This window comes from Myxococcus sp. MxC21-1 (assembly GCF_032612255.1).
In the GTDB taxonomy this organism is placed as follows: Bacteria; Myxococcota; Myxococcia; order Myxococcales; family Myxococcaceae; genus Myxococcus; species Myxococcus virescens.
The window spans coordinates 6795100-6820403 of sequence record NZ_CP123278.1 but is presented as its reverse complement, the minus strand read 5'-3'; the positions used below and the strand labels follow the sequence as shown (position 1 = coordinate 6820403).

18 protein-coding genes and 5 pseudogenes are annotated in these 25304 nt (G+C 69.2%); 17 read left to right on the top strand and 6 right to left on the bottom strand.

Features of this window, described 5'->3' with window-relative positions:
- Positions 1-134: 134 nt before the first annotated feature.
- The 3 genes and pseudogenes from QEG98_RS30280 (at position 135) to QEG98_RS30270 (ending at position 2528) form a co-directional block, all read left to right on the top strand.
- A pseudogene (locus QEG98_RS30280) lies at positions 135-1486 on the top strand (acetyl/propionyl/methylcrotonyl-CoA carboxylase subunit alpha).
- Positions 1487-1531: 45 nt separating this feature from the next.
- Entirely contained in the window at positions 1532-1744 is a 213-nt protein-coding gene (locus QEG98_RS30275; RefSeq protein ID WP_011555548.1) for a biotin/lipoyl-binding carrier protein, read from the top strand.
- A 2-nt stretch (positions 1745-1746) separates the two neighbouring features.
- Positions 1747-2528 (top strand): annotated as a pseudogene (locus QEG98_RS30270) (enoyl-CoA hydratase/isomerase family protein).
- Positions 2529-2562: 34 nt separating this feature from the next.
- Here QEG98_RS30270 and QEG98_RS30265 read toward each other — a convergent pair.
- Positions 2563-3156, bottom strand: coding sequence for a response regulator (locus tag QEG98_RS30265; protein ID WP_002634367.1), 594 nt, complete (start codon positions 3154-3156; stop codon positions 2563-2565).
- Positions 3157-3418: 262 nt separating this feature from the next.
- The gene (locus tag QEG98_RS30260; protein ID WP_316563790.1) at positions 3419-4951 is read right to left on the bottom strand and encodes an FHA domain-containing protein; all 1533 of its coding nucleotides are present in this window, start codon (positions 4949-4951) and stop codon (positions 3419-3421) included.
- A gap of 51 nt (positions 4952-5002) precedes the next feature.
- Here QEG98_RS30260 and QEG98_RS30255 point away from each other — a divergent pair.
- The 4 genes and pseudogenes from QEG98_RS30255 to QEG98_RS30240 all read left to right on the top strand — a co-directional run.
- A pseudogene (locus tag QEG98_RS30255) lies at positions 5003-5344 on the top strand (rhomboid family intramembrane serine protease); the annotation flags it as partial.
- 100 nt (positions 5345-5444) lie between these two features.
- On the top strand, positions 5445-6071 hold the full coding sequence (locus tag QEG98_RS30250; RefSeq protein ID WP_316563789.1) for a rhomboid family intramembrane serine protease: 627 nt from the start codon (positions 5445-5447) through the stop codon (positions 6069-6071).
- 25 nt (positions 6072-6096) lie between these two features.
- A complete protein-coding gene (locus tag QEG98_RS30245) occupies positions 6097-6609 on the top strand; it encodes a hypothetical protein (RefSeq protein ID WP_316563788.1) in 513 nt (170 codons plus the stop codon).
- A 90-nt stretch (positions 6610-6699) separates the two neighbouring features.
- Positions 6700-7251 carry a hypothetical protein gene (locus tag QEG98_RS30240; RefSeq protein WP_316563787.1) on the top strand — a complete coding sequence of 184 codons (552 nt, stop codon included), beginning with the start codon at positions 6700-6702 and terminating at the stop codon, positions 7249-7251.
- An 81-nt stretch (positions 7252-7332) separates the two neighbouring features.
- Here the strand turns inward: QEG98_RS30240 and QEG98_RS30235 are convergent, their stop codons facing one another.
- Together QEG98_RS30235 and QEG98_RS30230 are read right to left on the bottom strand one after the other, a co-directional pair.
- Positions 7333-8211, bottom strand: coding sequence for a hypothetical protein (locus QEG98_RS30235; protein ID WP_316563786.1), 879 nt, complete (start codon positions 8209-8211; stop codon positions 7333-7335).
- A gap of 6 nt (positions 8212-8217) precedes the next feature.
- A complete protein-coding gene (locus tag QEG98_RS30230) occupies positions 8218-9429 on the bottom strand; it encodes a hypothetical protein (RefSeq protein ID WP_316563785.1) in 1212 nt (403 codons plus the stop codon).
- A gap of 266 nt (positions 9430-9695) precedes the next feature.
- On the opposite strand from QEG98_RS30230, the gene QEG98_RS30225 reads away from it, so the two are divergent.
- The 5 genes and pseudogenes from QEG98_RS30225 (at position 9696) to QEG98_RS30205 (ending at position 17181) form a co-directional block, all read left to right on the top strand.
- Complete coding sequence (locus tag QEG98_RS30225; RefSeq protein ID WP_316563784.1) at positions 9696-11999, top strand: ArnT family glycosyltransferase; 2304 nt, start codon at positions 9696-9698, stop codon at positions 11997-11999.
- Positions 11996-12911: pseudogene (locus QEG98_RS30220) on the top strand (ABC transporter ATP-binding protein). The gene QEG98_RS30225 and the pseudogene QEG98_RS30220 overlap by 4 nt, the downstream one beginning before the upstream one ends.
- Positions 12912-12914: 3 nt before the next feature.
- Positions 12915-13715, top strand: a complete 801-nt coding sequence (locus QEG98_RS30215; protein ID WP_011555537.1) for an ABC transporter permease subunit — start codon at positions 12915-12917, stop codon at positions 13713-13715.
- A 198-nt stretch (positions 13716-13913) separates the two neighbouring features.
- Positions 13914-14962 (top strand): annotated as a pseudogene (locus QEG98_RS30210) (SPFH domain-containing protein).
- A gap of 446 nt (positions 14963-15408) precedes the next feature.
- The gene (locus QEG98_RS30205; RefSeq protein WP_316563783.1) at positions 15409-17181 is read left to right on the top strand and encodes a CotH kinase family protein; all 1773 of its coding nucleotides are present in this window, start codon (positions 15409-15411) and stop codon (positions 17179-17181) included.
- Here the strand turns inward: QEG98_RS30205 and QEG98_RS30200 are convergent.
- Positions 17178-18914 (bottom strand): chromosome segregation protein SMC, encoded by a 1737-nt coding sequence (locus tag QEG98_RS30200; RefSeq protein ID WP_316563782.1) that lies wholly within the window; start codon positions 18912-18914, stop codon positions 17178-17180. The two genes, QEG98_RS30205 and QEG98_RS30200, sit on opposite strands and share 4 nt — an antisense overlap.
- 30 nt (positions 18915-18944) lie before the next feature.
- Between QEG98_RS30200 and epmA the strand changes: the two genes are divergently transcribed.
- Genes epmA through QEG98_RS30185 form a run of 3 tightly spaced genes read left to right on the top strand, consistent with a single transcriptional unit; the run spans position 18945 to position 21417 of the window.
- Positions 18945-19949, top strand: coding sequence for an EF-P lysine aminoacylase EpmA (gene epmA / locus QEG98_RS30195; RefSeq protein WP_090490170.1), 1005 nt, complete (start codon positions 18945-18947; stop codon positions 19947-19949).
- Entirely contained in the window at positions 19946-20683 is a 738-nt protein-coding gene (locus QEG98_RS30190) for a lysophospholipid acyltransferase family protein (protein WP_316563781.1), read from the top strand. Before epmA ends, QEG98_RS30190 begins: the two co-directional genes overlap by 4 nt.
- On the top strand, positions 20680-21417 hold the full coding sequence (locus QEG98_RS30185) for an inorganic pyrophosphatase (protein WP_011555531.1): 738 nt from the start codon (positions 20680-20682) through the stop codon (positions 21415-21417). The genes QEG98_RS30190 and QEG98_RS30185 overlap by 4 nt, the downstream gene beginning before the upstream one ends.
- Positions 21418-21423: 6 nt before the next feature.
- On the opposite strand, the gene QEG98_RS30180 is transcribed toward QEG98_RS30185, so the two are convergent.
- Positions 21424-22251: an energy transducer TonB gene (locus QEG98_RS30180; RefSeq protein WP_316563780.1), complete on the bottom strand. Its 828-nt coding sequence runs from the start codon at positions 22249-22251 to the stop codon at positions 21424-21426.
- Positions 22252-22879: 628 nt separating this feature from the next.
- On the opposite strand from QEG98_RS30180, the gene QEG98_RS30175 reads away from it, so the two are divergent.
- Together QEG98_RS30175 and QEG98_RS30170 are read left to right on the top strand one after the other, a co-directional pair.
- Positions 22880-24325, top strand: a complete 1446-nt coding sequence (locus tag QEG98_RS30175) for a nicotinate phosphoribosyltransferase (protein WP_316563779.1) — start codon at positions 22880-22882, stop codon at positions 24323-24325.
- A 7-nt stretch (positions 24326-24332) separates the two neighbouring features.
- On the top strand, positions 24333-25304 hold the full coding sequence (locus QEG98_RS30170; protein WP_316563778.1) for a nicotinamidase: 972 nt from the start codon (positions 24333-24335) through the stop codon (positions 25302-25304).

Below are 25304 nucleotides of genomic sequence, written 5' to 3'. Positions count from 1 at the left end.
ACGACACCGCCTCGTAGACCCGCAAATTTACTGGACTGTAGGGACCTGTTGCACGTCCGTTCGCACCCTTGTCTTGGGAGGGAGCGAGGGTTAGGTTCGCCGCCCTTTCGCACCCGCACCCCAGGGGTTTCGCCATGTTCCAGAAGCTGCTCATCGCCAACCGGGGAGAGATTGCCCGCCGCATCGGCGTGGTGGCCCGGGGCATGGGGCTCAAGACGGTCGCCGTTTATTCGGACGCGGACGCCGAGCTGCCCTTCGTGAAAGAGGCCGACGAGGCGGTGCGCATCGGCCCCGCACCGGCCAAGGACAGCTACCTCAACACCGCCGCCATCCTGGAAGCCGCGAAGCAGACGGGTGCGCAGGCCATCCACCCGGGTTACGGCTTCCTGTCGGAGAACGGCGAGTTCGCCCAGGCCTGCGCGGACGCGGGGCTCATCTTCGTGGGACCGCCGCCGGAGGCCATGGCGCGGATGAAGGACAAGAGCCAGGCCCGCAAGTTGGTGTCCGCCGCGGGGTTCCCGTGGTGCCCGGCAGCGAGGGCGTGGTGCCGGACGTGGCCAGCGCGCTGGCGGAGGCCGAGCGCATCGGCTACCCGGTGCTCGTCAAGGCGGCCAGCGGCGGCGGCGGCATTGGCATGGCGGTGGCTAGGAACCCCGCGGAGATGGAGAAGGTCTACCGCCAGTGCACGGACCGGGCGAAGGCCGCCTTCGGCAAGGAAGGCGTGTACGTGGAGCGCTACTTCCCGGCGCCCCGGCACATCGAGGTCCAGATTCTGGGGGACCAGCACGGCCACCTCATCCACTGCCTGGAGCGGGAATGTTCCATCCAGCGGCGCCACCAGAAGGTGGTGGAGGAAGCCCCCTCCGTGCTGTTCGCGGACGGGCGCAATCCGGAGCTGGCGCAGAAGCTCTTCACGGCCGCGGTGGCCGCGGCGAAGGCCTTTGGCTACGCCAACGCCGGCACGGTGGAGTTCCTCTACTCGGACGGTGGGGTCTACTTCATCGAGATGAACGCCCGCCTCCAGGTGGAGCACCCGGTGACGGAGCTGACCACGGGGCTGGACCTCATCGGCTGGCAGCTGCGCATCGCCGCGGGCGAGCGCCTCATGGTGAAGCAGGAGGACGTGAAGCGGCGCGGGGCGGCCCTGGAGTTCCGCATCTACGCCGAGGACCCGGTGAAGTTCTTCCCGTCTCCCGGGCCGCTGAAGGTGTTCCAGCCGCCCACGGGCGAGGGCGTCCGGCTGGACGCGGGCTACGGCGAGGGCAACACCGTCACGCCCAACTACGACCCGATGATTGCCAAGCTCATCGTCACCGGTGAGACGCGGGCGCAGGCGATTGAGCGCTCCGTGGCGGCGCTCCAGTCGTTCCGCATCGAAGGCATCAAGACGAACATCCCGCTCCACCTGCGCATCGTGCAGGATGCGGCCTTCCAGGCCGGCGAGCTGGACACGCACTTCCTGGAGCACCACGCCAAGCCGGCGTAGCGGGGCCCGCTCCAGCCCCAACCACCCCTGAGGAGGCACGGATTCATGGCGGACGTAGCGGCGCACATCACCGGCACGGTGTGGAAGATTGAGGTTCAGGTCGGCCAGCAGGTCAACGCGGGCGACACGCTCGTCATCCTCGAATCCATGAAGATGGAGATGCCCGTCGAGGCAGAGGATGGCGGGACGGTGAAGGAGATTCGGGTGAAGGAGGCGCAGTCGGTCAACGAGGGCGATGTCCTCGTGGTGCTCGGCTAGCAGTGGAGCCCGTCGTCGCGACAGGCGCTTCGCTGAACGTCGAGGACCGCGACGACGGGGTCCGGGTGCTGACGCTGTCCAACCCGGCCCGCCGCAATGCGCTCGATGACGGCCTTCTGGCGCGGCTGGACGCGGCGCTGGAGCCCGCCCCGCATGTGCGCGCCTTGCTGGTGCGCGGCGCGGGCGGGGCTTTCTGTTCCGGCTATGACTTGACGCACCTGGGCCCCCGGGCGCGGGCGGACGGCTGCCGGATGACTTGCTGGTGGAGTGCCTGCTGAAGCTGGAGTCCCACCCCGCGCCCAGTGTGGCGCTGGTGGAGGGCCCCGCGGTGGGTGCCGGCTTCGACCTGGCGGCCTCGTGCGACTTCCGCATCGGCACGCCCAACGCCGTCTTCCTCATGCCTCCCGCGAAGCTGGGCATCGTCTACTCCCCGGAGGGGCTTGCCCGGGCCGCGCGGCTGGTGGGCGTGGCGCGCGCCAAGCAGCTCTTCCTGGCTGCGCGGAAGCTGAGCGCGCGGGAGGCGCTGGACTGGGGGCTGCTGGATGACTGCCTGGCGGACGCGGAGACGCGCGCGGTGGCGCTATGCGCCACCCTGGCGAGCCATGCACCGCTAGCGGTGTCGGGGATGAAGGAGTCCTTCGGGCGTCTGGCTCGGGCCCCGTTGGAAGAGGCTGACCGGGCGCGGCTGCGCGGTTTGCGCGCGGCGGCCTTCGGGAGCGAGGACGCGAAGGAGGGGCGGGCGGCCTTCCTTGAAAAGCGCCCGCCCCGCTTCTCCGGCCGCTAGTCAGGGCGGCCGGCGGGGCACTCCCACGGCGACATCAGGTATCGCCGAAGAGCTCGCCCATGCGCAGCTGTAGCGCCGAGGCAATCTTGTACAGCGAGGAGATGGAGGCGGAGGACTCCGCGCGCTCAATCTGCGACAGCAGCGACACCGACAGGCCCGTGCGCCGCGCCAACTGCTTGAGCGTGAGCTCCTGCGTCTTGCGTGCGTCGCGGATGGTGCGGCCAATGGCGCGGTGCAGGTCCGCCTCCGGGTCCTGGGACAAGCCCTTCTTCTGGAGGGCGTTGCGGACCGCGGTGATGAACTGCTCCGGCTCCATGGGCTTCTTGACGTAGTCGGAAGCCTGCGCCTTGAGCGAGGCCACCGCCGTGTCCACCGTGGGGTACGCGGTGGCGACGATGACGGCCACGTCCGTGTCGTACTTGCGAATCTGCTCCAGCACCTCGGTGCCCGACATCTGCGGCATCATCATGTCGAGGATGACGAGGTGGAAGTCGGAGCCCCGGAGGATTTCCACCGTCTGGGTGGGGTCCGTCGTGGTCACGACCTCGTAGCCTTCACGGGTCAGGACCAGCTTGAGGTAGTCGCAGTTGTCCTGCTCATCATCAACTACCAGGATGCGAATCTGCACAGCGTCTCCTCGCTGCAGTTCAGTGCCATGGGACCGGAATACCCCCGGGGGGCGAGGGTGATTCCGGCAGACCACTACTTCTTGGGATTCTCGTAACTCTCGACCAAACCCTTCACGCGCTCGTAGTACGCGTGATTGGGCGCAAGTTCCAGGAATCGCTTGTAGTGAACCGCGCCCTTCTCGGGCTGGTTGTCGTTCGCGTAGGCGGACCCGAGGTAGAGGTGGCACTCGGCGCGGGTGGGTTCCAGGTCGAGGCACTTGTTCAGCTGCTCGATGGCCTGCCGGTAGCGCAGTCCCTTGATGTGCTCGAAGCCGTCCGCCTGGGCCTTGGCCGCCGCGGACTGCGCGGCGGGCGGCGCCTTCTCCGTGCCGGAGGTGGGAACCGCGGCGGGGGAGCCGCCTTCTTCTGGGCCTCGGCGACCTGCGTCTTCAGCGCCGCGTACTCCTTGGCGAACGCCTTGGTGGCGGCGCTCTCGCGCAGGGCTTCCTCGGCCTCCGGCAGCTTGCCGTCGCCCAGGGCCTTGCGGACGTCGTCGAGCCGCCGCTTCATCAACTGCTCGGCGCGCGCCTCGTCGAGCCGGGTCTCCACGTCACGGGGGCGCTGGCCGTTGGCGTCCTTGATGCGCTCCAGCGCGTCCACGGCCGTGTCGAAGTCTCGCGCCGCAATCGCCTTGTCAGCGACGGCGCGCTGCTCCTCCATGGAGGGACCACGCGGGGGCGGAGGCGTTTCAGGCGTCTGCGCCGCCGCCGTTGCCGTCGTGGGCGGGGTGTCGTTGGCCGCGGCCTGTTCCTCGATGGTCGGCTGCGGATCCTCGTCCAGAGGGGGCGTGGGCGTCTGCGCGATGACGGGAGGCGCCGTCGGCTGGGCGCCCTGCTGGTTCATGTACCAGAAGGCTCCGCCACCTCCGCCGAGCAGCAGGGCCGCGAGGCTCGCCACCAGGGGCAGCTTCGAGCGCGAGCCGCCACCCGCGGCCACGTCGTCCGACGCGTCACCGGCGTTGACGAAGCGGAGCTTCACGTGCCCCAGTTCGATGATGTCACCGGTGGCGAGCGTGGCCTGTGCGTAGCTCTCACCGTTGACCGTCATCCCGTTGGCGGACTGCATGTCGATGACGCGCCACTCGCCCGCGTCCTCGCGGACGAGCTTGGCGTGGGTGCGCGACAGCGACCGATGATCCAAGGTGATGTCGTTGTCGTCGGTGCGGCCGATCCGCAGCTCCGTGCGGATGCAGGCGAACTCCTGGCCCTTGAGCTCGTCCGGGGACAGCACGAGCAGGCGGGGAGCGTCCTCGGCGGGCACGTCCACCACCTTGCGTGGCCGATCCGCCTCCACCTGGTCCAACCGGATGATGGAGGTGGAGTGACGGCGCGCGTCCGCGGCGCTGAGGGAGGGCGGGGTGTGCTCGCTCTCCTCCGGCTCGTCGTCGGAGTCGTCCTCCTCCGGCTCGGGCTCCGGCCGGCGGGCGGGCACTTTGGTGGTGATGGGGCCTACGGCGTTGGCCGCGCCCTCCGCTTGGAGCGCGAGGTCGTAGTCGCCAATCTGGACCAGGTCACCCTCTTTCAGGGGCGACTGACCCGCGATTCGCTCGCCGTTGATCCGGGTGCCGTTATAGCTACCCAGGTCTTCCACTACGACGTGGCCATTGAGTCGCACCAATCGTGCGTGACGGCGAGACACATTCCGTTCCGTCAGGCGGATGGTGTTTCCCTCCTGACGGCCGATGGTGATCTCGTCACGCACGAAAGGAACAACGGTCTTGCGCCCCTCGTCGTCTTCGATGATGAGCTTCAGCACGGGTCCGATCCGCGTACAGTCATAGCAGAACGGCCTTTCCCTGTACAAGCCATGTATCCCCCTCAAAAGACACGACTTTCTCCCGAGGAAGAGGGGCAGCCGAGGTTGTTGTCCATCGGTCAATCGGCCGGTGGAATGCGACTTGGGGGGGCGCCCTGGCTCACGTTGATCCTCGCCACCGTGCTGGTGGGCATCCACGGCGCGGCGCGAGCCGCGGGGCCGGTGGGGCTGGACACCCTGCTGCGGTGGGGCGCGAAGGCGGGGCCTCTGGTGGTGGACGCGGGCCAGGTCTGGCGGCTCGTCACCGCCCACTTCCTTCACCGGGACTTCCCCCACCTGGCGCTCAATGTCCTGGTGCTGTTGGCGGCGGGAAGCGGCCTGGAGCGGCTGTGCCGGCGCCGGGACTACGCGGCGCTGCTGGTGGCGGCGGGGCTGGCCACCATGGCGGGCTCGCTCGGCAACTCCGGGGGTGAGCGTGGGGGCTTCTGGGCTCGTGTACGCCTGCGTCGGTGCGCTGCTCGTCCTGGGCCGGCGTCACCGGGCGAAGCTGCCGGCGCGGTGGATGTCCAGCGAGGCCGCGGTGCCCACGGTGCTCGTCTTCCTATGGATGGGGTGGACGTCGGTGGGCGTGGACAACGCGGGGCACCTGGGCGGATTGCTCGCGGGGCTGCTGGCGGGCGTCTTCCTGGAGCCGCGCTGGCACCCGGACACAGGCTGGCTGCGCCCGGTGGGGATGGTGGCGGCGGCGGTGGTGGTGACGGGGGGCGTGGTGGCGGAGCGCTCCGTCTGGCGCACGGAGCGGGATGACGGCTTTGGCCTCTCCGTGGCCCTGCCGCGCGACTGGCGGGGTGACGTGGACGGGCAGGGCCGGCGGGCCTTCTCCAACGGACTGCCGGGGCGTGGCCGCGCGACGTTCTCGGCGGAGGCCATCGAGGCGGGAGAGCCAGGAGACGGCTCGGTCCAGGCGCGGCAGTTCCAGCAAGAGGTGCTGGTGCAGGGCGCTCCGAGCCCCGAGGGGCGGACGCTGAAGGTGACGGGGCCGGTGGCGGCGCGCGTGGGCGGGCGGAGCGCGCAGCGGCTGCATGCGGAGTTGGAGGGGCCAGGGGGCCCACTCATCTGATGGCGCTCTTCGTGCCACGAGGGGAGTGGGTGTACCGGCTGGTGTTCACCGGCCCGCGGCGTACCCCGCCTACCGCGCGGTGGTGGACCGGATGGTGACGGAGGTGCGCTTCGACGAGCCGTCCGTCCTGCGCGAGGCGCGGGCCAAAGCGCTGCTCGTTCCGGGGGCGCCGGGACCGCTGCGTGCATTGGGCGGAGTGCTGCGCCGCCTGGGCCTTCCCAAGGAAGCCGTGGCGCCGTTGAGCGAGTCCGTGCGGTTGGCGCCCGCTCATGTGGAGACGCGTGTCGAGCTGGCGCGCGCGCTCCTGGAGGCATCGCGGGTGGAGGAAGGGTGTCACGCCGCCGCGGAGGCGCGGGTGTACGGGCCTTGGGACACAGGCGCGCTGGAGGCCGGCGTGCGCTGTGAGCTGTCACGCGGCAACGTCTCGCGGGCCTTGGAGCGCCTGGTGGAAGCGCGCCGGGTGGACCCTCAGGATGCCCGGCTGCGCGCGGCGGAGCTCGCGCTGAGGACGGTGCTGGAGGCCGCGCCGCACCCCTGAAAATCAGGTCGGAAAGTGTAGGCGAAACTCCCGAGAATCATCGCAGATAACCCCAATGTAGGCCGAAGGCACACGCAGAGGGGGGATACCATGACGAGGATTTTTGGAAAGCCGACCGTTTCGCCCAGCAAGCCGCCCGTCAATCTGGGCGCCACCGGGGTGGAAATCGGGGACCGGACCGTCAACGCACTTCAGCTCGGAGCGACCGGCGCGAAGAGCGTGGGAGGCAAGAGCGGGACAGTGGAGCAGGTCCAGACGCCGCCGCAGTCGGTGATGAGTCAGGTGGGCAGCATGTCCGGCACGGCGAACAACGCCATCAACGTGGCGGACACTTTCGAGTCAGGCGTCCGCGTCATCAAGGATGGGCTGCAAGGCAACATGCCTTCGTCGATGCCCTCGACGACCGTCGCGAAGACGGTGGGCAAGGCCGTGCCGTTCCTGAACGTCTTCAGCACGCTGTCCTCGTTGTCCAACACGCGGGACGTGTTCACCAACCCGACGTCCACGCCGTCGCAGAAGGCGCACGCGGTCATCGACTCGGCGACCTCCGTTCTCTCCGCGGTGCCTTACCCGCCTGTGGCGCTGGGGGCGACGCTCGTGAACGTGTTGAACGGCGCCGTCACGCCGACAGAGTCGAAGTGAGGCAGCGCCGGGCGCTCCTTGGGGGAGCGCCCGGGCGCCGGGCTTCAGTCCTCGTCCTTGAGCAGGAAGTCGTTGTTCGCATCATCGGGCACCGAAAACTCGGACCGCGAGCCCGACGTTCGCGGTCCACTCACTGCGCCGGTCCAGCCCCGCGTCCCGGTGGACATAGGCCCCGCTCACCTGGAGCACCACAGGCTGGTCCGCCACCGCGAGCACGACGCGCTCCAGGCCCACGTCCGTCCTGGCGCGGAAGTACAGCCCATGCTCGATTCCGATGCTCCAGCCCGCGAGCCCCGATGCGCGCAGGGCCCACAAGCCGTCCCGTGACTCCAGGCCCGCGTCGAACATCAGCTCGGTGAAGGGCGCCACCGTGTGCGAGACGCCCTCCCGGGAACGCCGCACTGCGTGCCCGGCGACGGGCCCCACGCCGAACCACACCCGCTCCGTCTCCGCGCGCATCGGGTCCAGCAGCAGGCCCAGCCGTCCCGTTTCCAAGGTCCAACCGGGGCCCTCCCAGACGCGGCGCTCCAGGTGCCCCAGTCGCAGCGCCACCGTCACGTCGAAGGGGAAGGGAATGCGCGCCGGCCGCGCCGTGGGCACCAGGATGAAGCCTTCCTCCAGGTGCCGGCGCAGCGTCCCGTCATACGCCGTGAAGGTGAGCCCACGCTGCTCGCCATCCCATGCCTCCAGACCGAGCAGCCGGTGGTTGTTGAACCAGGGCGAGCCCTTGCTCCGGCTGCTGCGTCCGCTTCGGATGTGCACGCCCGTGCGCACCGCCTGCGCCATCGCCGAGCCGCTGAGCCGCGCGCGAGTGCCCACCACGAAGCCGTCGCCGGGGTCGAAGCAGATGGGGTAGCGCTCACGGCGTTCGTCCAGGGCCACGCAGGCGTCGTCATCGGGCACGCCCCGCGGCACGTCCGCGGCGGTGGCCAGCAGCAGCGCCAGTCCGAGCATCAGCATGGAGGCCTACTCCTTCACGGACGTGGCCATGGGCGCGGAGCGACGCGCGGGAGCCCAGAGGGAGAAGCGCAGGCCCGCGGACGCGGACCATTCCCACTGCTCGGGGACGCCCGCGATGTCGCCACGCTTCATGCCGCGGCCATCCACGAGCAGGCTCAGCGGCTGGTCGTTGATGGCCAGGATGATGACCTCGTAGCCGGCCTGGAGCCGCAGCCGCTCCGGCCTCAGCGGGCGGCCCGCGACGGCCGGGGCCAGCAACACCTTCTCCGCCTCCACCCCCAGCCGCAGGTGGTGGAAGCCGTTTCGGTCCAGCGTCAGGTCTGCTTCGAGCGCCGCGCCGGGGACGAAGGTGTTGAAGCCATTCGCAGAGTCCCGCTCGAAGGAGGGACCGGCGCGCACGCGCACGTAGGACACCAGGTCCTTCGAATGCCACAGGTCCACCGTGGCGTGGAGCGCGCCCCAGGTGAGGAAGCGCCCCACTTCGCCGCCGCGTTCGAGCTCCTCCACGCGGAGCGTCTCCATCCACAAGCCCAGGTTGAGGTGGAGGTCATGTCGTCGCGGCTCGCCGAAGAAGGTCGTCACGCGGAAGAGCGGGTCGTCGCGCTCGACGCTGAAGTCGTAACGCGCCGCCGTCAGGTCGAGCGAGGGCACGCCCAGGTGCAGCTCCGTCTCCAGGAAGCGGAGCCGGTGCAGCCGCTTCCCCCGGTGGGACGGTGCCTCCACCGCGATGCCGAAGTCGGCGCGCATGCGGCCCTGCACCTGTCCGTCATGCCATAGGGGCGTCCAGGCACCTCCGAGCCAGACGCGCCGGTTCAGGTCGAAGTTGAACTGCATCACCCGCCCGCGCTCGTCGCGGTACCAGCCGGGTGGGGCCGCCGCGCGGGCCGGCTCCATTCGATAGCCCTTCACCCGCTCCGCCGTTTCCTCATCGAACGGGATGGAGCAGGTCGTCACCCGCGCTTGCAGCCGGTCCGTCTCCACGCCCTCGGCGTCCAGCTCCCTCAACGGGGACACCCGGCACACCTGGGCGGTGTCGTCACACTGGGCCCGCCACTCGCCGGAGGGAACGTCCTTCGTCGGCGGCAGCCGCAAGCACACCGTGGGGGCGTGCCATGTCTGGACCGGAAACGGGGTGGTGGGCGGCTGAAGGACGGGGGCCTCGTTCCCTGGCTGCGCGAGCAAGAGGGCGCAAGCCAGGGACACTGCGGGGGCGAGCATGATGTCTCCTCGGCGGCCACGTCCCGTCGGCCTCGGGAAGCACCGCCGGCCCCGGGCGTTTCAAGCGCCGTGCCTCTGCCGAGGAGCCGTGCTTTCGCGGGGTTGACGGCCCTGTCGTGTACATCCCCCTGCACAGCGGCGCGCAGTCAGGCTCACGGCAGCGGCCGTTGGCGGTGGTCGACCAGAGGGGGCCGCGGGGATATAACGCCGCGTCCTGCCGAGGGTGGGCCGCCCACCGCCCGGAACGACTCAAGGAGCCTCAGTCCGTGGAGAGCGAAGTCGAACAGCAGCGGGAGCAGACCTTCGTCGAGGCCATCCTCGGCAAGGACTTCTTCCAGGCGAAGTGGGCGAAGCGGTGGCTGGAGCTGTCCCTCAGTCTGCGCGTCGTGACGGCCACGGCGGGCTTCGCGGCCCTGCTCTTCCTTCCCTACCTGGGCGCGGTGGGGCTCTGGGACCCCTGGGAGACGCACTACGGCGAAGTCGCGCGGATGATGATTGTCCGCCAGGACTACGTGTACCCCTTCTGGGAAAACTCGTGGTTCTTCTCCAAGCCGCCGCTCACGATGTGGATGCAGGCGCTGGGCATGAACGTGGTGGGCGCGGCGAACCCGGGTGGGATGCTGGGCCGCTATACGGAGTGGGGCATGCGGATGCCCTTCGCGCTCCTGAGCATCACCGCGGTGGCGCTGCTGTCACTGGCGGTGGCGCGCGTGGTGTCCCGGCGCGCGGGATTGGCCACCGGCTTCGTGCTGGCCACGATGCCGCTGTACTTCCTGCTCACGCGGCAGACGGTGACGGACACGCCCTTCGTCACCACCTTCATCTGCGCCATGGCGTGCGCGCTCATCGGCCAACTGGATGCGACGACGAAGCACCGCGCCGCCTGGTGGTACGGCTTCTATTTCTTCGCCGGCCTGTCCGCGCTGGCCAAGGGCCTGCTGGGCGTGGGCCTGCCCGCCGTCATCCTGGTGCTGTACGCGGCCCTGTCCGTCATCCCCTGGGACAGCGACAGCCTGGACGCGCACCTGAAGTGGCTCACGCAGTCCCGCTTCCGCAAGGACGTGCGCGAGGGCCGTCAGCCCATGCCCGTGCTGTGGGGGCAGATGTTCAAGATGCACCTGGGCACGGGCATCCTGGTGTTCTTCGCGGTGGCGGGCCCCTGGTACCTGACGCTGTCCCTCTTCGGCTCCGTGGACGATGAGGGCAAGCTCTTCTGGTACCGCTTCTTCGTCCACGACCACCTCAACCGCCTCACGGCGGGCGTGCACACCACCACGCCGGGCGGCACGTTCATCTACTTCATCGAGCAGGGTGGCTTCGCCATCTTCCCCTGGGTGGCGCTGCTGCCCGGCGCCTTCGCGGTGGTGGCGCGGCTGAAGCTGCGCTCGGAGAAGGCGGCGGACCACCTGGCCATCATCGCGGTGCTGTGGGTGGCCTTCTCCTTCTGGCTGCTGTCGTCCAGCGCCACCAAGTTCCACCACTACGTCTTCCCGGTGCTGCCGGGCGTGGCCGTCCTCCTGGCGCTCTTCATCGACCGGCTGTGGGAGGAGGGCATCTCCGCGCACGCGGTGAGCCTCATCTTCGGGTTCATGCTCTTCGTCCTGGTGGGGAAGAATATCGCGGAGAACCCGAAGATCTTCACCGACCTGTTCGTCTACAACTACGACCGGACCTATCCGCAGGACCTGGTGACGAAGCCCATCGCGTTCTTCACCTCGCGCCCGCTGTGGACGGGAGATCTGGTGACGCTGGTGCTGCTGGCCTTCGGCGTCTACCTGTCCTTCGATGCCTTCTCCGCGAAGGGGCGGGCCCGGACGACGCCGAGCGCGCGCGCCGTGGCGCTGATGCTGCTCCTGGGCGGCGTGGCGACGCTGGGCGCGGTGAGCGCCCAGGCCCAGGTGTCCGCCAAGGCGCTCGTGGGCGTGGCGGTGCTGGCGGTGGCGGGCTATCTGGCGTGGGAGTCCATGCGGCCGGGCGCGGAAGGCCGCGCGTCGCTCCAGACACTGGCCGGCGTGCTGGCGGTGGTGGGCATCGCGTTCGCGGTGCGGGGCTTCCGCCAGCCGGCGGCGGAGGACTCGCTGCTCAAGGCGCTGTCGGAGCCCGTCAACGTCAAGAAGACGCTGGGCTTCACCTTCGCGGTGGCGGGCGGCATGGCGGTGGTGGCATCGCTGATGCGGGCGCGGGCGATGCTGTTCGGCACCTTCTGGGGGCTCGCGGCGGGCATGGCCCTCTGGTTCAACTGGAACCACTGGGTGGACCTGTCCCACCACTGGACGCAGCGCGACCTCTTCTGGCGCTACTACGCGCAGCGTCAGGCGGGCGAGCCCATCGTCGCGTACATGATGAACTGGCGCGGCGAGACGTTCTACTCGCAGAACACAGTGGAGCAGTACCGCGTGTCGGACGCGAACGCGCGCATGCGCGCCCTGGCGCAGCGGCCGGGGCGTGAGTGGGCCCTGGTGGAGCACAACCGGCTCAACCTGCTGCGCACCGCGGTGGGCTCGGACAAGGTCGTCACGCCGGTGGACCGCGACATCAACAACAAGTTCGTCCTGGTGACCATCGATTGAGCGGCATCCACGTCCAGGACCTGGGCAAGCGCTTCGGAGACCGGGTGGCCGTGGAGGCGTTGTCCTTCCACGTGCGGCCCGGCGAGGTATTCGGCCTGCTGGGGCCCAACGGCGCGGGGAAGACGACCACGGTGCGCATGCTCACGGGGCTGCTTCAGCCCACCGAGGGCGAGGCCACCGTGTGGGGCCACCGGGTGGACCGCGACGGCGAGCCGCTGCGCAAGGTGGTGGGCCTGCTCACCGAGCAGCCCGGCCTCTACGACAGGCTCACCGCGCGGGAGAACCTGCGCTTCTTCATGAAGCTGCATGAGCTGGACGAAGCCGCGGCCGGCCTCGGGCCCGGCACTACCTGGAGCGCTTCGGGCTGGGTGGGCGCGAGGAGGAGCCGGTGGGCGGCTTCTCCAAGGGGATGCGGCAGAAGCTGGCCATCGTCCGGACGCTGGTGCACGACCCGAAGGTCATCTTCCTGGACGAGCCCACCAGCGGCTTGGACCCGGAGTCGGCGCGCACCGTGCGCGACGCCGTGGCGGAGCTGGCGTCGGAGGGGCGCACCATCGTCTTGTGCTCGCACAACCTGGCGGAGGTGGAGCGCCTGTGTGAGCGCGTGGCGGTGGTGAAGCGCCGCCTGCTGGCCATGGGCCCGGTCCGCGAGCTGCGGCACGCGGGGCAGGCGCTGGAGGTGCGCGTGGAGGGGAGGCGGAGCGCTTTTGTGTCGCGCTGGCCCAGCTGCCCTTCGCGCCCAACGTGCTGGCCGAAGGGCCGAAGCTGCGCGTGATGCTGGCGGACGATGCGCAGGCGCCCGACGTGGTGGCGTGCCTGGTGGGAGCGGGCGCGCGGGTGCACAGCGCGGTGCCCACGCAGCGTCCCCTGGAAGAGGTCTATCTGGAGCTGCTGCGCGAGGGGAGGGGGTAGCCCATGGCGTTCCGTCCGAAGCGGGCCCTGGCGGTCTTCTGGAAGGACTTCCTGGACCTGCGAAAGAACGTGGGCCTGCTGGTGTCCATGATGGTGCTCCCGGCCGTCATGGTGCTGGTGCCCATTGGCGTGGTGTGGACGTACGTGCGCACGCCGGACCACGCGGACCTGCGCAGCGTGGCGCTCTTCTACGACCCCACGTTGCCGTTGGGCGCCAGCGCCGCGCGCTTCCTCATCGACAAGACGCTCACCGACTGGTTCGGCATGTTCCTGGTGATGCCGGTGTTCGTGCCCATCCTCATCGCGTCCCAGAGCGTGGCGGGGGAGAAGGAGCGGCGCACGCTGGAGCCGCTCCTGGCTTCGCCCGTGACGGCGGCGGAGCTGGTGACGGGCAAGAGCCTGGCGGCATTGGTGCCGTCCGTGGCGATTACGTGGACGGCGTTCGTCCTGTTCTGCGTGGGCGTGGACATCGTCGCGTGGCCGCTGGTGAAGATGCCGCTGATGCCCAACGCGCTGTGGACCTTCGGCGTGTTCGTCATCGCGCCGCTGTTCGCCTTCTTCGGCAACGGGGTGGCGGTGCTCATCTCCGCCCGGGTGAGCGAGGCGCGCATGGCCCAGCAGTTGTCCGCGCTGGTGGTGCTGCCCATCGTGGGCATGGTGGGTGGGCAGGTGGCGGGCGTGCTCAAGGCGGGCTTCGGCTACTACCTGCTCCAGGGCGCGGTGGTGCTGGTGCTGGACGCCCTCCTGCTGTGGGCCAGTATCCGCCTGTTGGACCGCGAGCGGCTGGTGAGCCGCTGGGGCTAGCGCAGACGCCGGCCGTCGCTTTCCAGGGCATCCGGCCTGCCGAGCGGCTAGGCTTTCGCCAGTGAAACTGGCATGTTGCGAGCAGGTGCCGGTACGGGAGCGCGCGCGCTTTCGTCCGGGATGCCATGCTCTTAAAAGGGTTGGGGTGGCGGCGCGGGTTGACCGGCTGCCAACGCGGCCACGGAGGCGCTGACGGCAATGGGTATCTTCGACAGCATCAAGGGTGAGACGAAGCGCAACTTCATCGCCCGGGCGGACTCGGCGAAGGGCGACATCATCTACAAGTATCCGGAGAACAACGTCCGGATGCTGACCCAGCTCACCGTCGATGCGGACGAGGTCGCCCTCTTCGTGAAGGACGGCAAGGTGGAGGGCAAGCTGGGGCCCGGCCGTCACTCACTGGACACGAACAACATCCCGTTCCTGTCCCGCCTCATCGAAGGCTTCACGGGCGGCAACCTCTTCATCTCCGAAATCTTCTTCGTTTCCACCCGGGAGTTCGCCGGCGTGAAGTTCGGCGGCCCCATCGGTGACGTGCGCGACCCGGAGACGGGCCTGGGCATCGGCACCATGGTGTACGGCGACTTCTCCATCCGTGTGACGGACCCTGAGCGCCTGGTGGTGGGCCTGGTGGGCATGGGCCGCACCGGCAACGACGAGCTGCTCGGCTGGTTCAAGAACCAGGTGCTGAAGGTGACGCGCGACCGCATCGCGGAGCTGCTCGTCAAGAAGCGCTGGCCGCTGCTCGACGTGACGAGCGGCGCGTACACCGAGGAGATCGAGACCGAGGTCATCTCCGGGCTCAAGCCCCACGTGGACGGCTACGGCCTCACCGTGGTGCGGATGGGCAACTTCCACGTCTCCATCAAGGAAGAGGACGAGGCGACGCTGAAGAAGCTGGGCAAGGACGTGGCGTACTCGCGTCTGGCCGGTGGCTTCCAGCAGTACGCGCAGGGCCAGGCGATGCTCGGCGCGGCCGAGGGCATGGCCAAGGGCGGTAACGGCGGCGGTGGCGCGGGCAACGCGCTGGGCGGCATGGGCATGGGCATGGGCTTTGGCATGGCCCAGCAGTTCATGAACCAGCAGCAGCACCAGCAGCGGCCTCCGGAGCCCGCGCCCGCGGCGCCCCGGCGGACACGCGCAGCCCCGCGCAGCGCCTGAAGGAAATCAAGGAGCTGAAGGACGCGGGCGTCCTCAGTGACGAGGAGTACAATGCGAAGCGCGCGGAGCTGATGAAGCTCCTGTAGTTCCCTTCGTGTGCCCCTGCGGTACCCAGAGCCTCCGTCCGACACCGGGCGGGGGCTCTCGTGTTTTCCCCGACATGCACTGGGGCTGGATGGACCTCAAACGTTCCCTGCGCTACATAGCGGGCGCCGCGGTCGTCGTGCGGTGTGCGTTTCAGGGCGCCCTACCTGGGGGCTCAGAAGGCGCGCGCCGTGCACGGGCGTGTGTGGGACGTATCGCAGGGTGTGCGTATCCCTGTGGGCCGGACGTCCCCGTGCCAGCCATGCTGGCTGTTGGTTCCCAGGGAGACAAGGCATTGAGGACCTTTCGCTACAAGTCCAGCACGGCGCTATTGGCGCTCGCGATTTCACTGCCCGCCTGCCGTGAGGATGTTCCGCCGGCGCCGGTCGTTCCGCCCATTGAGAATCCGCGGGAAGAGCAGTCCGTTCCGTACGTGTCCATCGATGGCATGGACAACGCGTCTGGCCTTCTGCGGGGCACCATCCAGGGACAGGGCGACATCAGGGCCGTGGAAGTCCACGTGGACGGCGTGCTGCTCGGCTGGGCCGAGGTGAATGGTGACCAGTGGAGCATCCAATGGCTGCCCGGCGCGGCGATGCACTCCATCGAGGTGGTGGCCCATGACGGCTCGGGCACTCCGGCCCGCGCGTCGCTGGCGCTCCAGCCGTTGGATTTCGCCACGCCGCACGCGCTCTACCAGCCCCCGTCCCTGCTGACGCTGCCCACGAGCGAGTCCGCGACGACGCGCTACACGCTGGATGGCTCGACGCCGACGGCCAACTCGCCCATCTACACCTCGCCGTTGGTCCTGATGCGTTCACAGGGCGAGCCCGCGCCCCTGTCCCTCATCCCCACGAATCCGCCGGAGACGCCGGTGGAGTGGCGATGGCTGCCGCCTCGCGGGCCGGTGGGCCGCGCCGCCGTGGTGCGGTTCCAGCAGTTCCAGGACGCCACGCCCGTGGGCGCCTCCGGCACGCGGAGCTATCTCATCGACAAGTCACATGGCCCGTTGCCGGTGATGTCGCTGACGGTGGACGCGGAGCACTTCTTCGGCTTCGAGCACGGCATCTATGTCCCCGGGCGGATCCACGCGGAGGACCCCAGGCCGGACTGGATGTGGGGCAACGGCAACTATCACCAGAGCGGCAAGGACTGGGAGCGCCCCCTCCACGTGGAGTGGTTCGAGGTGAACGGCCAGCCGGTGATTTCGCAGGGGGCGGGCGTGCGCATCCACGGCTCGGGCAGCGCGTCGCTGCCGCACAAGAGCCTGCGCCTGTATGCGAAGGAGGACTATGGGCCGAAGACGTTCCGTGCGGCGGTGTTCCCCGATGAGACACTGGACGAGTACACGCGGCTCATCGTCCGCACGTCGGGACAGGACCTGCTGTATTCCAAGATTCGCGACTGCGCGCTCCAGGGACTGCTGCGGGAGACGGCGCTGCACCTGCAGGCTTGCCGCCCCACCGTCTTGTACATCAACGGCGAGTACTGGGGCCTGCACGAGCTGCGCGAGCGGTATGACGAGTACTACCTCTCGTCGCGCCACGGCATTGACCGCAAGAAGGTGGCCATCCTGGAGCTGGACGGGGTGCTCGACACTGGCGAGGAGGGCGACGAGTCGCACTACCTGGCGCTGCTGGACTTCGTCCGGAACAACGACCTCTCGTTGCCGGAGAACCTGTCCCACGTGGAGTCGATGATGGATGTGGACGACTTCATCGACTATCAAATCGCGGAGATCTTCTTCGCGAACCTCGACTGGCCCCACAACAACGTCAAGTTCTGGCGGTACGTGGAGCCAGATGCTGAGGGGCCCGTCGCGAAGGACGGCCGCTGGCGTTGGCTGCTCTACGATTTGGACGGGGCCTTCCTCGGCGACGCGGATTACGACTCACTGGCCCGGGTGCTGACGGATGAAACGCTCCCGGAGTGGTCTGTGCTGCTCATCCGTAAGCTGCTGACGAACGCGGACTTCAAGAGCCGCTTCGTGTCGCGCTTCCAATGGCACCTGGACAACACCTTCCGCGAGGAGCGCGTGACGGCACACCTGGAGTCGCTCACCGACCTGGTCGCCGCGGAGATTCCCGCGCACATCGAGCGTTGGGGCTATCCAGTGTCCGTGGAGTCGTGGCGATACTACGTGGACGCGATGCGCGACTACGCCACGCAGCGGCCCACGCATGTGCGCCAGCACCTGGAAGCGAGCTTCGGTCCCTTCTAGGGAGCGGGCGGGGCGGGGGGCGCGCTGAAGTCCTCCAGCCCCGGCGCGGGCGGGGGCTGGGTGAAGTCCTCCAGCCCCGGCGCGGCGGGGAGGATGGCGTCCTCCACGCCTTCGAGGTTGAGCTTCATGGGCACCTGGAGCGTGGTGCCCAGCCGCAGCAGCAGCACGTCCGGCTCGATGCCCTTCTCACCAATCGCCTGGGCCACCTCGCGCGCGGACATCGCGTTGCCCTTGGCCCACAGCGTCTTGAGGAACTCGCCCGCCTGCGACGTGCGCCACCACGCGGGGCCGAATCGCGCCTTCAGCTGCGCCTGGAGCTGACCCGCCAGGAACCAGGCGCGGAAGCTGTCCGCGGACTGAAAGAAGTCCTCCTGGTCCACGAGGTAGCGCTCGGTGTCCTCGTCCGTCATCGGGATGTCGTCGGTGCGCGACATGATTTCGCGGTACAGCGCCTTCGGGTCGGCCTCGACGCGGCGGTGCAGCTCCAACTGGTAGAGCAGCCGGCCCGCGGCATGGCGGATGAGGAACAGCTTGTGCGCGCTGGACGCGGCCAGGTACTGCGCGCGCTGCTCGCCGCTGACGCCCGCGTGCTCCTCCAGCCACACCGGGTCTTCGGCCAGGTCCTCGAAGAGGGCGGAGTAGGCCTCGCCCACGGTGGGGTTGCCCAGGCGCGCCAGTTCGAAGCGCGTCTCCGTGGTGAAGGCCGCGTGCAGCGCGTGGCCGAACTCGTGGAGCACGCGTGCCTGGTGCAGCACGCCCGTGCCCGGCTTGAAGGAGATGCGCACGTCGGAGGGCACGCGCACCGCCAGCGCCAGGGGGCGTGAGCTCTTGGCCTTCACGTCCCGCGCGTCGATGGTGACGTGGGGCAGCTCACCCAGGTCCAGGCCCATGCCCGCCAGCGTCCCGTGGGCCTTGAGCAGGGACTCGCCCTTGGGGAAGGCGTCCTCCACCTCGCGCGAGCGGAACAGGCGGGGGATGTCCGCGCGGGTGATATCCTTGAACGCCATGCCCAGCTCGCGCTGGCTCAGCCGCTCCATCACCACGCGGTAGGGGGCCTGCGTGGCCTGGAGGATTTCCTCCGCCAGCACGCTCAGCCGTCCCAGGTCCGACTGCCGCAGCTCGCTGCCGAAGGCCTCGTAGGAGGCGAAGCCCAGCTCCCGCACCAGCTCGTCCGCGCGCTCCTCGCGGCGGCGCAGCGTCTGGTTGAGGCGTTCAATCGCGGGCGTGGCCGCGGCGTACAGGGCCCGGCGCCGCGCCGCCGTGCGCTCGTTGGCGAGCAGCCGCTCCAGGTCCCGGTAGCGCACGTCCTTCCCGTCCACGGGGAAGGTGAGAGACGCTTCCAGATTGGCCGCCGCGTCGTTGAACTCGGCCAGCGCGTGGGACAGGTACTCACCGGCGAAGTGCGAGTGCAGCGCGGTGAGGGCGCGCACCTCGCGGGCGTCGTCCGTGAGCTGGCGCAGCCGGTCGATTCTGCGGATGTTCTCGATGGTGAAGAGCGCTTCCTGGCCGGCGTAGGTGGCGGCGACGTCCACGTGGCGGCCCTCCGTCCAGAATTCCCACACCAGGCGGCTCTGGGCTTCGAGGAGGGTTTCAGCCTTCGAGGACATGGCGCTGACATCCGCCTCGAGCTGCTGCTTCTCGGATAGGACCTGCCGGCCATCGGCGGGCGGGCCCTTGGGGCAGGCGGTGAGGCAGCAGGCGAAGGCCAGCAGCAGGGGAATCCTTGGGTGCATGTGGCTCCTCATGTTACTTGCGCGCTGCCCATGCCCAATCTTTCTCAATGGCGGGCCGCCCGGGGACGCCAGTCCCTCTACTCCGCCCTGCGACGTTTCTTCGCCGCCCACGGCTACCTGGAGGTGGAGACGCCGCTGCTCGTCCCCGCGCCGGGGATGGAGCCGCACATCAACGCGTTCGAGGCCGGCTTCATCCCGGAGACCGATGTGGGCTCCGCGCGGACGCTCTACCTGCACTCCAGCCCCGAGTACGCCATGAAGCGGCTGCTCGCGGACGGGGCCGGGCCGTTGTTCCAGCTGTGCAAGGTGTTCCGGAATGGGGAGGTGTCCCCGACCCATAATCCGGAATTCACGATGCTGGAGTTCTACCGGCCTCACGCGGACTACCACGCCATCATGGATGACCTGGAAGGGGCGCTGGCGGAGGCCGGCCGCGGCGCGACGGAAGGGGAGCCCGGGGCGGACCCGCTCTTCTTCACCCGCACCCCCTACGAGCGGTTGACGGTGCGTGACGCGGTGCTGCGCGCCACCGGCGTGGACATCCGCCAGCATTCGGACGGCCCGTCATTGAAGCGGGCGGCGGAGGCGGCCGGGGTGCGCACCGGGAACGCGGAGACGTTCGACGACGTCTTCTTCCACCTCTTCCTCCAGAAGGTGGAGACCGGCTTGGGCCACGAGCGGCCCACCTTCCTCATGGAGTACCCGGCGTCCATGGCGGCGCTGTCCCGGCTGAAGCCCGGTGACGCGGCGGTGGCGGAGCGGGTGGAGTTGTACGCCAAGGGTTTGGAGCTGGCGAACGGGTTTTCCGAGCTGACGGACCCCGTGGAACAGCGGGCACGATTGACAGAAGAACAGGAGCTCAGGCGCCAACTGGGCCGGGCCGTGTATCCTCTGGACGAGCGGTTCCTTGACGCGGTAGGGCGAATGCCACCCTCGGCGGGCATCGCCGTCGGGCTCGATAGAATCCTGATGCTGCTGCTCGGGGTCCAGCGCATCTCGGACGTGCTCCTTTTCCCCGCCCACGAGTTCGTTTGATTCGCAAGCTCCTGCAGACGGCCTTTGCTGGAACGGCGGCGGTGGGCATCACCGGTGTGCTGTCTCCCGTGGTGTCGGCGCTGTCGCTGCGCGACGCCAAGGACGCGGACGGCGTGCTGGTGCTGTGGGCGCGCTCGCTGCTGGCATCCGCGGGGGTGCGGCACGAGGCCGTAGGCGTCGAGAACGTCCCCACCGACACCCACGTCGTCTTCGTGAGCAACCACCAGTCGCACTACGACGCGCTGGTGAACTTCGCCCACATTCGCAAGCACACGCGTTACGTGGCGAAGGCGGAGCTGTTCCGCATCCCCCTGTTCGGGCCCGCGCTCCGGCGCGCAGGCAACATCCCGGTGGAGCGCACCGGTGGTGCGGGAGACAGGGCCCGCCTGTCGGAAGCCGTCACGGCGCTGCGGGAACGGGTGAGCGTGCTCTTCTTCGCGGAAGGCACGCGCAGCACGGATGGGCGGCTGCGGCCGTTCAAGAAGGGAGCCGCGACGCTGGCCATCCAGGCGGGCGTTCCGGTGGTTCCCCTGGCCGTGTCCGGGACGCGCCTCATTCTTCCCAAGGGGGGCCGGGCCGTGCGGTGGGGACAGCGCGTGGCGCTGGTGGTGGGAAAGCCCATCCCCACCCAGGGCCTGACGATGCAGGACCGCGACGCGCTCACGCGCCAGTTGGAGGACGCGGTCGCAGAACTCTATGCCGAGGCCTGCAAGCGCTCGGGAGACACGCCATGAAGAAGCCAATCCAGACCACATCCCAGGCGCACCCGTGGCACGGCATCACCCCGGGTGAGGACGCCCCCGAAATCGTCACCGCGTACATCGAAATCGTCCCCACGGACGCGGTGAAGTACGAGCTGGACAAGGAGTCCGGCATCCTCAAGCTGGACCGTCCGCAGCGCTTCAGCAGCCAGTGTCCCACGCTCTACGGCTTCATTCCGCAGACGTACTGCGACGAGCTGGTGGCGAAGCGCTGTGCCGAGCGCACGGGCCTGAAGGACATCAAGGGCGACGGCGACCCCATCGACATCTGCGTGCTGACGGAGAAGGTCATTTCCAGCGGCAACCTGCTGGTGCGCGCGATTCCCATTGGCGGCTTCCGCATGGTCGACGGCGACGAGGCCGACGACAAGATCATCGCGGTGCTGGAGTCCGACCTGGTGTACGGCGAGCTGCAGCACCTCGCGCAGCTTCCGCGCGCGCTGCTCGACCGCCTCAAGCACTACTTCCTCACCTACAAGCAGATTCCCGGTGAGGGGAAGCGCAGCGTGGAGATCGCCGAGGTCTACGACCAGCCGGAGGCGCTCGAGGTCATCAAGCGCAGCATGAAGGACTACGAGCGCATCTACGGCCCGCAGGTCACCACGAAGGCGCGCGCTGTCCGTACGCGCGGCGCGGCGGTGGAGGCGAAGATCGCCAAGCCCGCGAAGGCCAAGACGAAGGCGGCGCGCAAGTCGCGCGCGTCCTGAGCCGGCTCAGCGGACCTCGACCAGCCGCACGCGCTTGTAGATGCGGCGGTCCAGCGGCAGGCGGGTGTCGATGAAGCCGAGCGCTTCGTCGAACTCGAAGCTGAAGGTGGGGATGGGCGGGCTGATGGAGATGAGCAGCTCGAACTCCCAGACACTGGTGAGCCGCGAGCGGCCGCCCACGGCCTCGTCCGGCGGCGGGGGCAGCTTCTCCGCCATGGCGCGCACGTCCTTGAGGGCCTCCTTGTCGACCTCGGGCTGGTGGCTGGGCTCCAGAAGGTGCACGTCCACGAGCTGGCCCTTCGCGTCCTGGACGACGCGGATGAGGGCACGGCGCGTGGTGCGGAACTCCTGACGCATCTGCTGGCGCATCTCGCGGCGGGCATTGAGCGTGGGGTCTCCGGCGGTGCTGAGCGGCCTGCGCCGGTCCTCGCCCGGGCCGTTCTTCGTGGCGAACGAGCCCGACGCGCCGTAGTCCGCCGCGCGCTCCACCCAGATGCGCGAGTACGCGCGGCCGCGCTCCATGCCCATGTCGAAGTAGCCCTGGAGGCCGTGCTCCTTCACGGAGCGGTCGGCGTCCCACGCCTTCATCAACGCCTTGCCGAGCTGGCCGTAATACGGGTGCACGAGCCCACGTTCCACCCGGCCTCGGCCCACGCTTTCGGAGACCAGCTCTTCCACCAGGCGCTGGGCTGAAGGCGGCGCATGCGGGTCCACGCCGCCGTCGAGCTCCGCCGCCACATCGCGATGCGTTCCTGAAAGCGCGGTGACCTGACGGGCCGCGAGCAACAGCCGCGAGCCTGAGACGGCGTTGGCGCCGGGCTCCGCGCGGGGCATGTCCGTGGGGGCGTCCCCGCCAGGGGCGCGTCCGCGAAGCGGGGCCGCGCCGGAGCTGAGTCCAGGGCCTCCGCGTGACGTTCAGGCCGCGCGTCCGCTTGGGCGACTTGCGTGTCGTGGGCGGGCTGGGAACTCACGTGGGGGGGGGCCATGTGGCGCTCAGACCGGGACTCCGCTTGGGCGGGTGCGGTGTCGCGCTCCGGCGGCGCCTGCCCCGACGGAGCCCGGTGCTTCGCGGCCGTGCGGGGCGCAGGGGGCGCATGGGGGCTGTCCGAACGCTTTGGCGACACCCGTTGGGCAGCGTCGGCGACCGGGCCCTCGTCCGGCATCAGCGTGGCCTGCGATACACGGGCCTCCGCGACCTCCACATCCACCCATTCCAGGGCAGGCGGCGAGGACGCCGGAGGGGGCCTCGGGACCGGCTCCTCGCGCTCCAGGGGCAGCCACAAGAGCCCATGCACACCCATGCTGGCGGCGAGCGCTAGCAGCAGGCGTCTGGTGGGCTCCCGAGGCATGCGCCTCCATTTAACCCCGCTTTCACGTCATGCCCTGGGAATCCGCGACGGGAGGATAGGAAACGCAACCCTGACGCGTTTACTCTTCGCGGCATCGGAGGAAGGACCCCAAAATGTCGACCTCGCTGCTCGCGACGGATGGCTACAAGTTCAGCATGGCGGAGGCCGGCTGGCCGCTTCGTCGGGAAACGTTCTACTACTCGCACCGGCGGGGTGGTCTCCAGGTGATGCCGCTCGACGTGGCGGCCTTCGTCAAGTCGCTCATCCCGGAGCCCAAGTCGGAGGACTACGACTACCTCAGCCGGTACGACTATGAGATGGGCGTGGGGTTCAAGGCGGCCATCCTCCGCCGTGAAAAACTCAGCATCCGCGCCATCCCCAAGGGCGCGCTCTTCTACCCGCGCGAGCCCATCCTCACGCTGACAGGGCCGTCTGCCCTGGTGTCCTGGGTGGAGCCGCTGCTGCTCCAGCTCAACTTCCGCATCCAGGTCGCCACCCTGGCGCTGTCGGACCGGGACGCGTTGGCTCGCGCGCTGGCCACCGTGACGTGCGACGAGCAGAAGGCCATCGCGCTGGAGACGCTCGACTCGGTGGGCGTGAAGGCGGTGCCCATCACCGTGGACACGGAGGGCTACGCCAAGCGCGTCTTCGCCACCGTCAAGGAGCTGGTGGACATCGTCGAGGACCCGTCCCGCATCTTCGAGGTGGGCCTGCGCGCGGCCACCTGTCTGGAGCAGCACGAGGTGGCGTTGCGAAGCTGCAAGGACGCGGGCGTCACGCGCACCTCCAACGTGGACGGGGCGGCGAAGCTGGGAATGGTCCCCGTGGGCACCATGGGGCACGAGCACATCCAGCGCTATGGCTCGGATGAGGCCGCGTTCCGGGCCATGCGCGAGCGTCGGCCGCAGCGCTCCAGCTACCTGCTGGACACCTTCGACACGCTCACGTCCGGAATCCCCGCGGCCTTCCAGCTCATCCAGGAGGAGCCCGGCAACAACGACTCCATCCGCTTCGACTCCGGCAACAAGAAGCTCCAGTACCTCTACGCGGTGACGCGGGCGCGGGACCTGGGGATTCGGCCCGTCAACATCCTGGAGGACGGACTGGACGCGGAGGCCACGCGGGAGTTCGAGGAGCTGCGGCGGCAGGTGGGCTGGGAGCCGTCGGCCCAGTTCTACGGCTACGGCGGCCACATCATCGCGCGGACCATGGACTGCCCGCTCACCCGGGACAAGGTGGCCGCCATCTACAAGCTGTCTCGCACGGGCAACACGCCGGTGATGAAGTTCGGCAACGAGCTGGCCGAGGGCAAGAAGAGCATCCCCGGCGAGCCCGTCCTCTTTCGCCGTCGCCACGGCTCGGGGCCCATCGGACTGGTCGGCCAGGTGGGCGAGCCCGTCCCGGACGGCTACTTCCCGCTCATGGAGAGCGCGCCGGAAACCCCATCGCTGGTGGGCGCGCAGGAGACGGCGGCCGAGGCGCGTGTCGCCTACACCGCCGCGACGCAGGCGCTGGTGGATGCGCTGCACCGCCGTCACTTCCCCCAGCAGCACCGCTGAGGCCGACATGCCCTTGCCCATTCCCCGCTTTCACGAGGACGCCCGCGTCAGCCAGCTCTACCTGGAGCGTGGCGCGGAGGTGACCGAGGAGGCCCTCCGCTACGTGGCGGAGCACCGCATCCGCCCCGCGCGTGAGGACGCGACGCGCATCGCCGCGTTCGGCATCGACGTGCAGGTGGCCTTCTGCACGCCGGGCGCCAGCCTCTTCGTGCCCGGCGCGGTGGAGGACACCCAGCGCGCGCTGCGCTGGCTCTACGCGAACCTGGACCGGGTGACGGAGCTGGTGTTCTCGCTGGACACGCACCACGCGTACCACGTGTTTCATCCGTCCTGGTGGCGGGACGCGGAAGGCCGGCCGCCGCCGCCATTGACGGCCATCACCGCGGCGGATGTTCGCTCCGGCCGCTGGCGGGCCACGCGCTTCCACGAGGAGAGCCTGGCCTACTGCGAGCAACTGGAGGCCAGCGGCCGGTACGTGCTCACCGTCTGGCCCTTCCACGCGATGCTGGGCGGCCTGAGCCACGCGCTGGTTCCGTCCGTCTTCGAGGCGAGCCTCTTCCATGCCCTGGTGCGCGACATACCCACGCACTTCGAGCTGAAGGGGGAGCACCCGCTCACGGAGAACTACTCCGTGCTCTCACCCGAGGTGACGGAGCTGAAGGGGCAGCAGGTCGGGGCCTTCAACACGCGCCTCTTCGAGCGCCTGATGTCCTTTGACCGCGTCTATGTCTTCGGTCAGGCCAGCTCCCACTGCGTGCTGAACACGCTGCTGGACCTGCGGCGTCACATCGAGCAGACGGACCCGTCGAAGATGGGCCGCATCCACATCCTGGAGGACGCCATGAGTCCGGTGCCGGCGCCTCCCCTGGAGCCGCTGCCCGCCTCGTTGGACTTCCCCCGGTTGGCGAAGGAGGCCCTCCGGGACTTCCAGGCGGCGGGGATGCGGGTGGTCCGAACCTCGGATCCGCTGGAAGGGTAG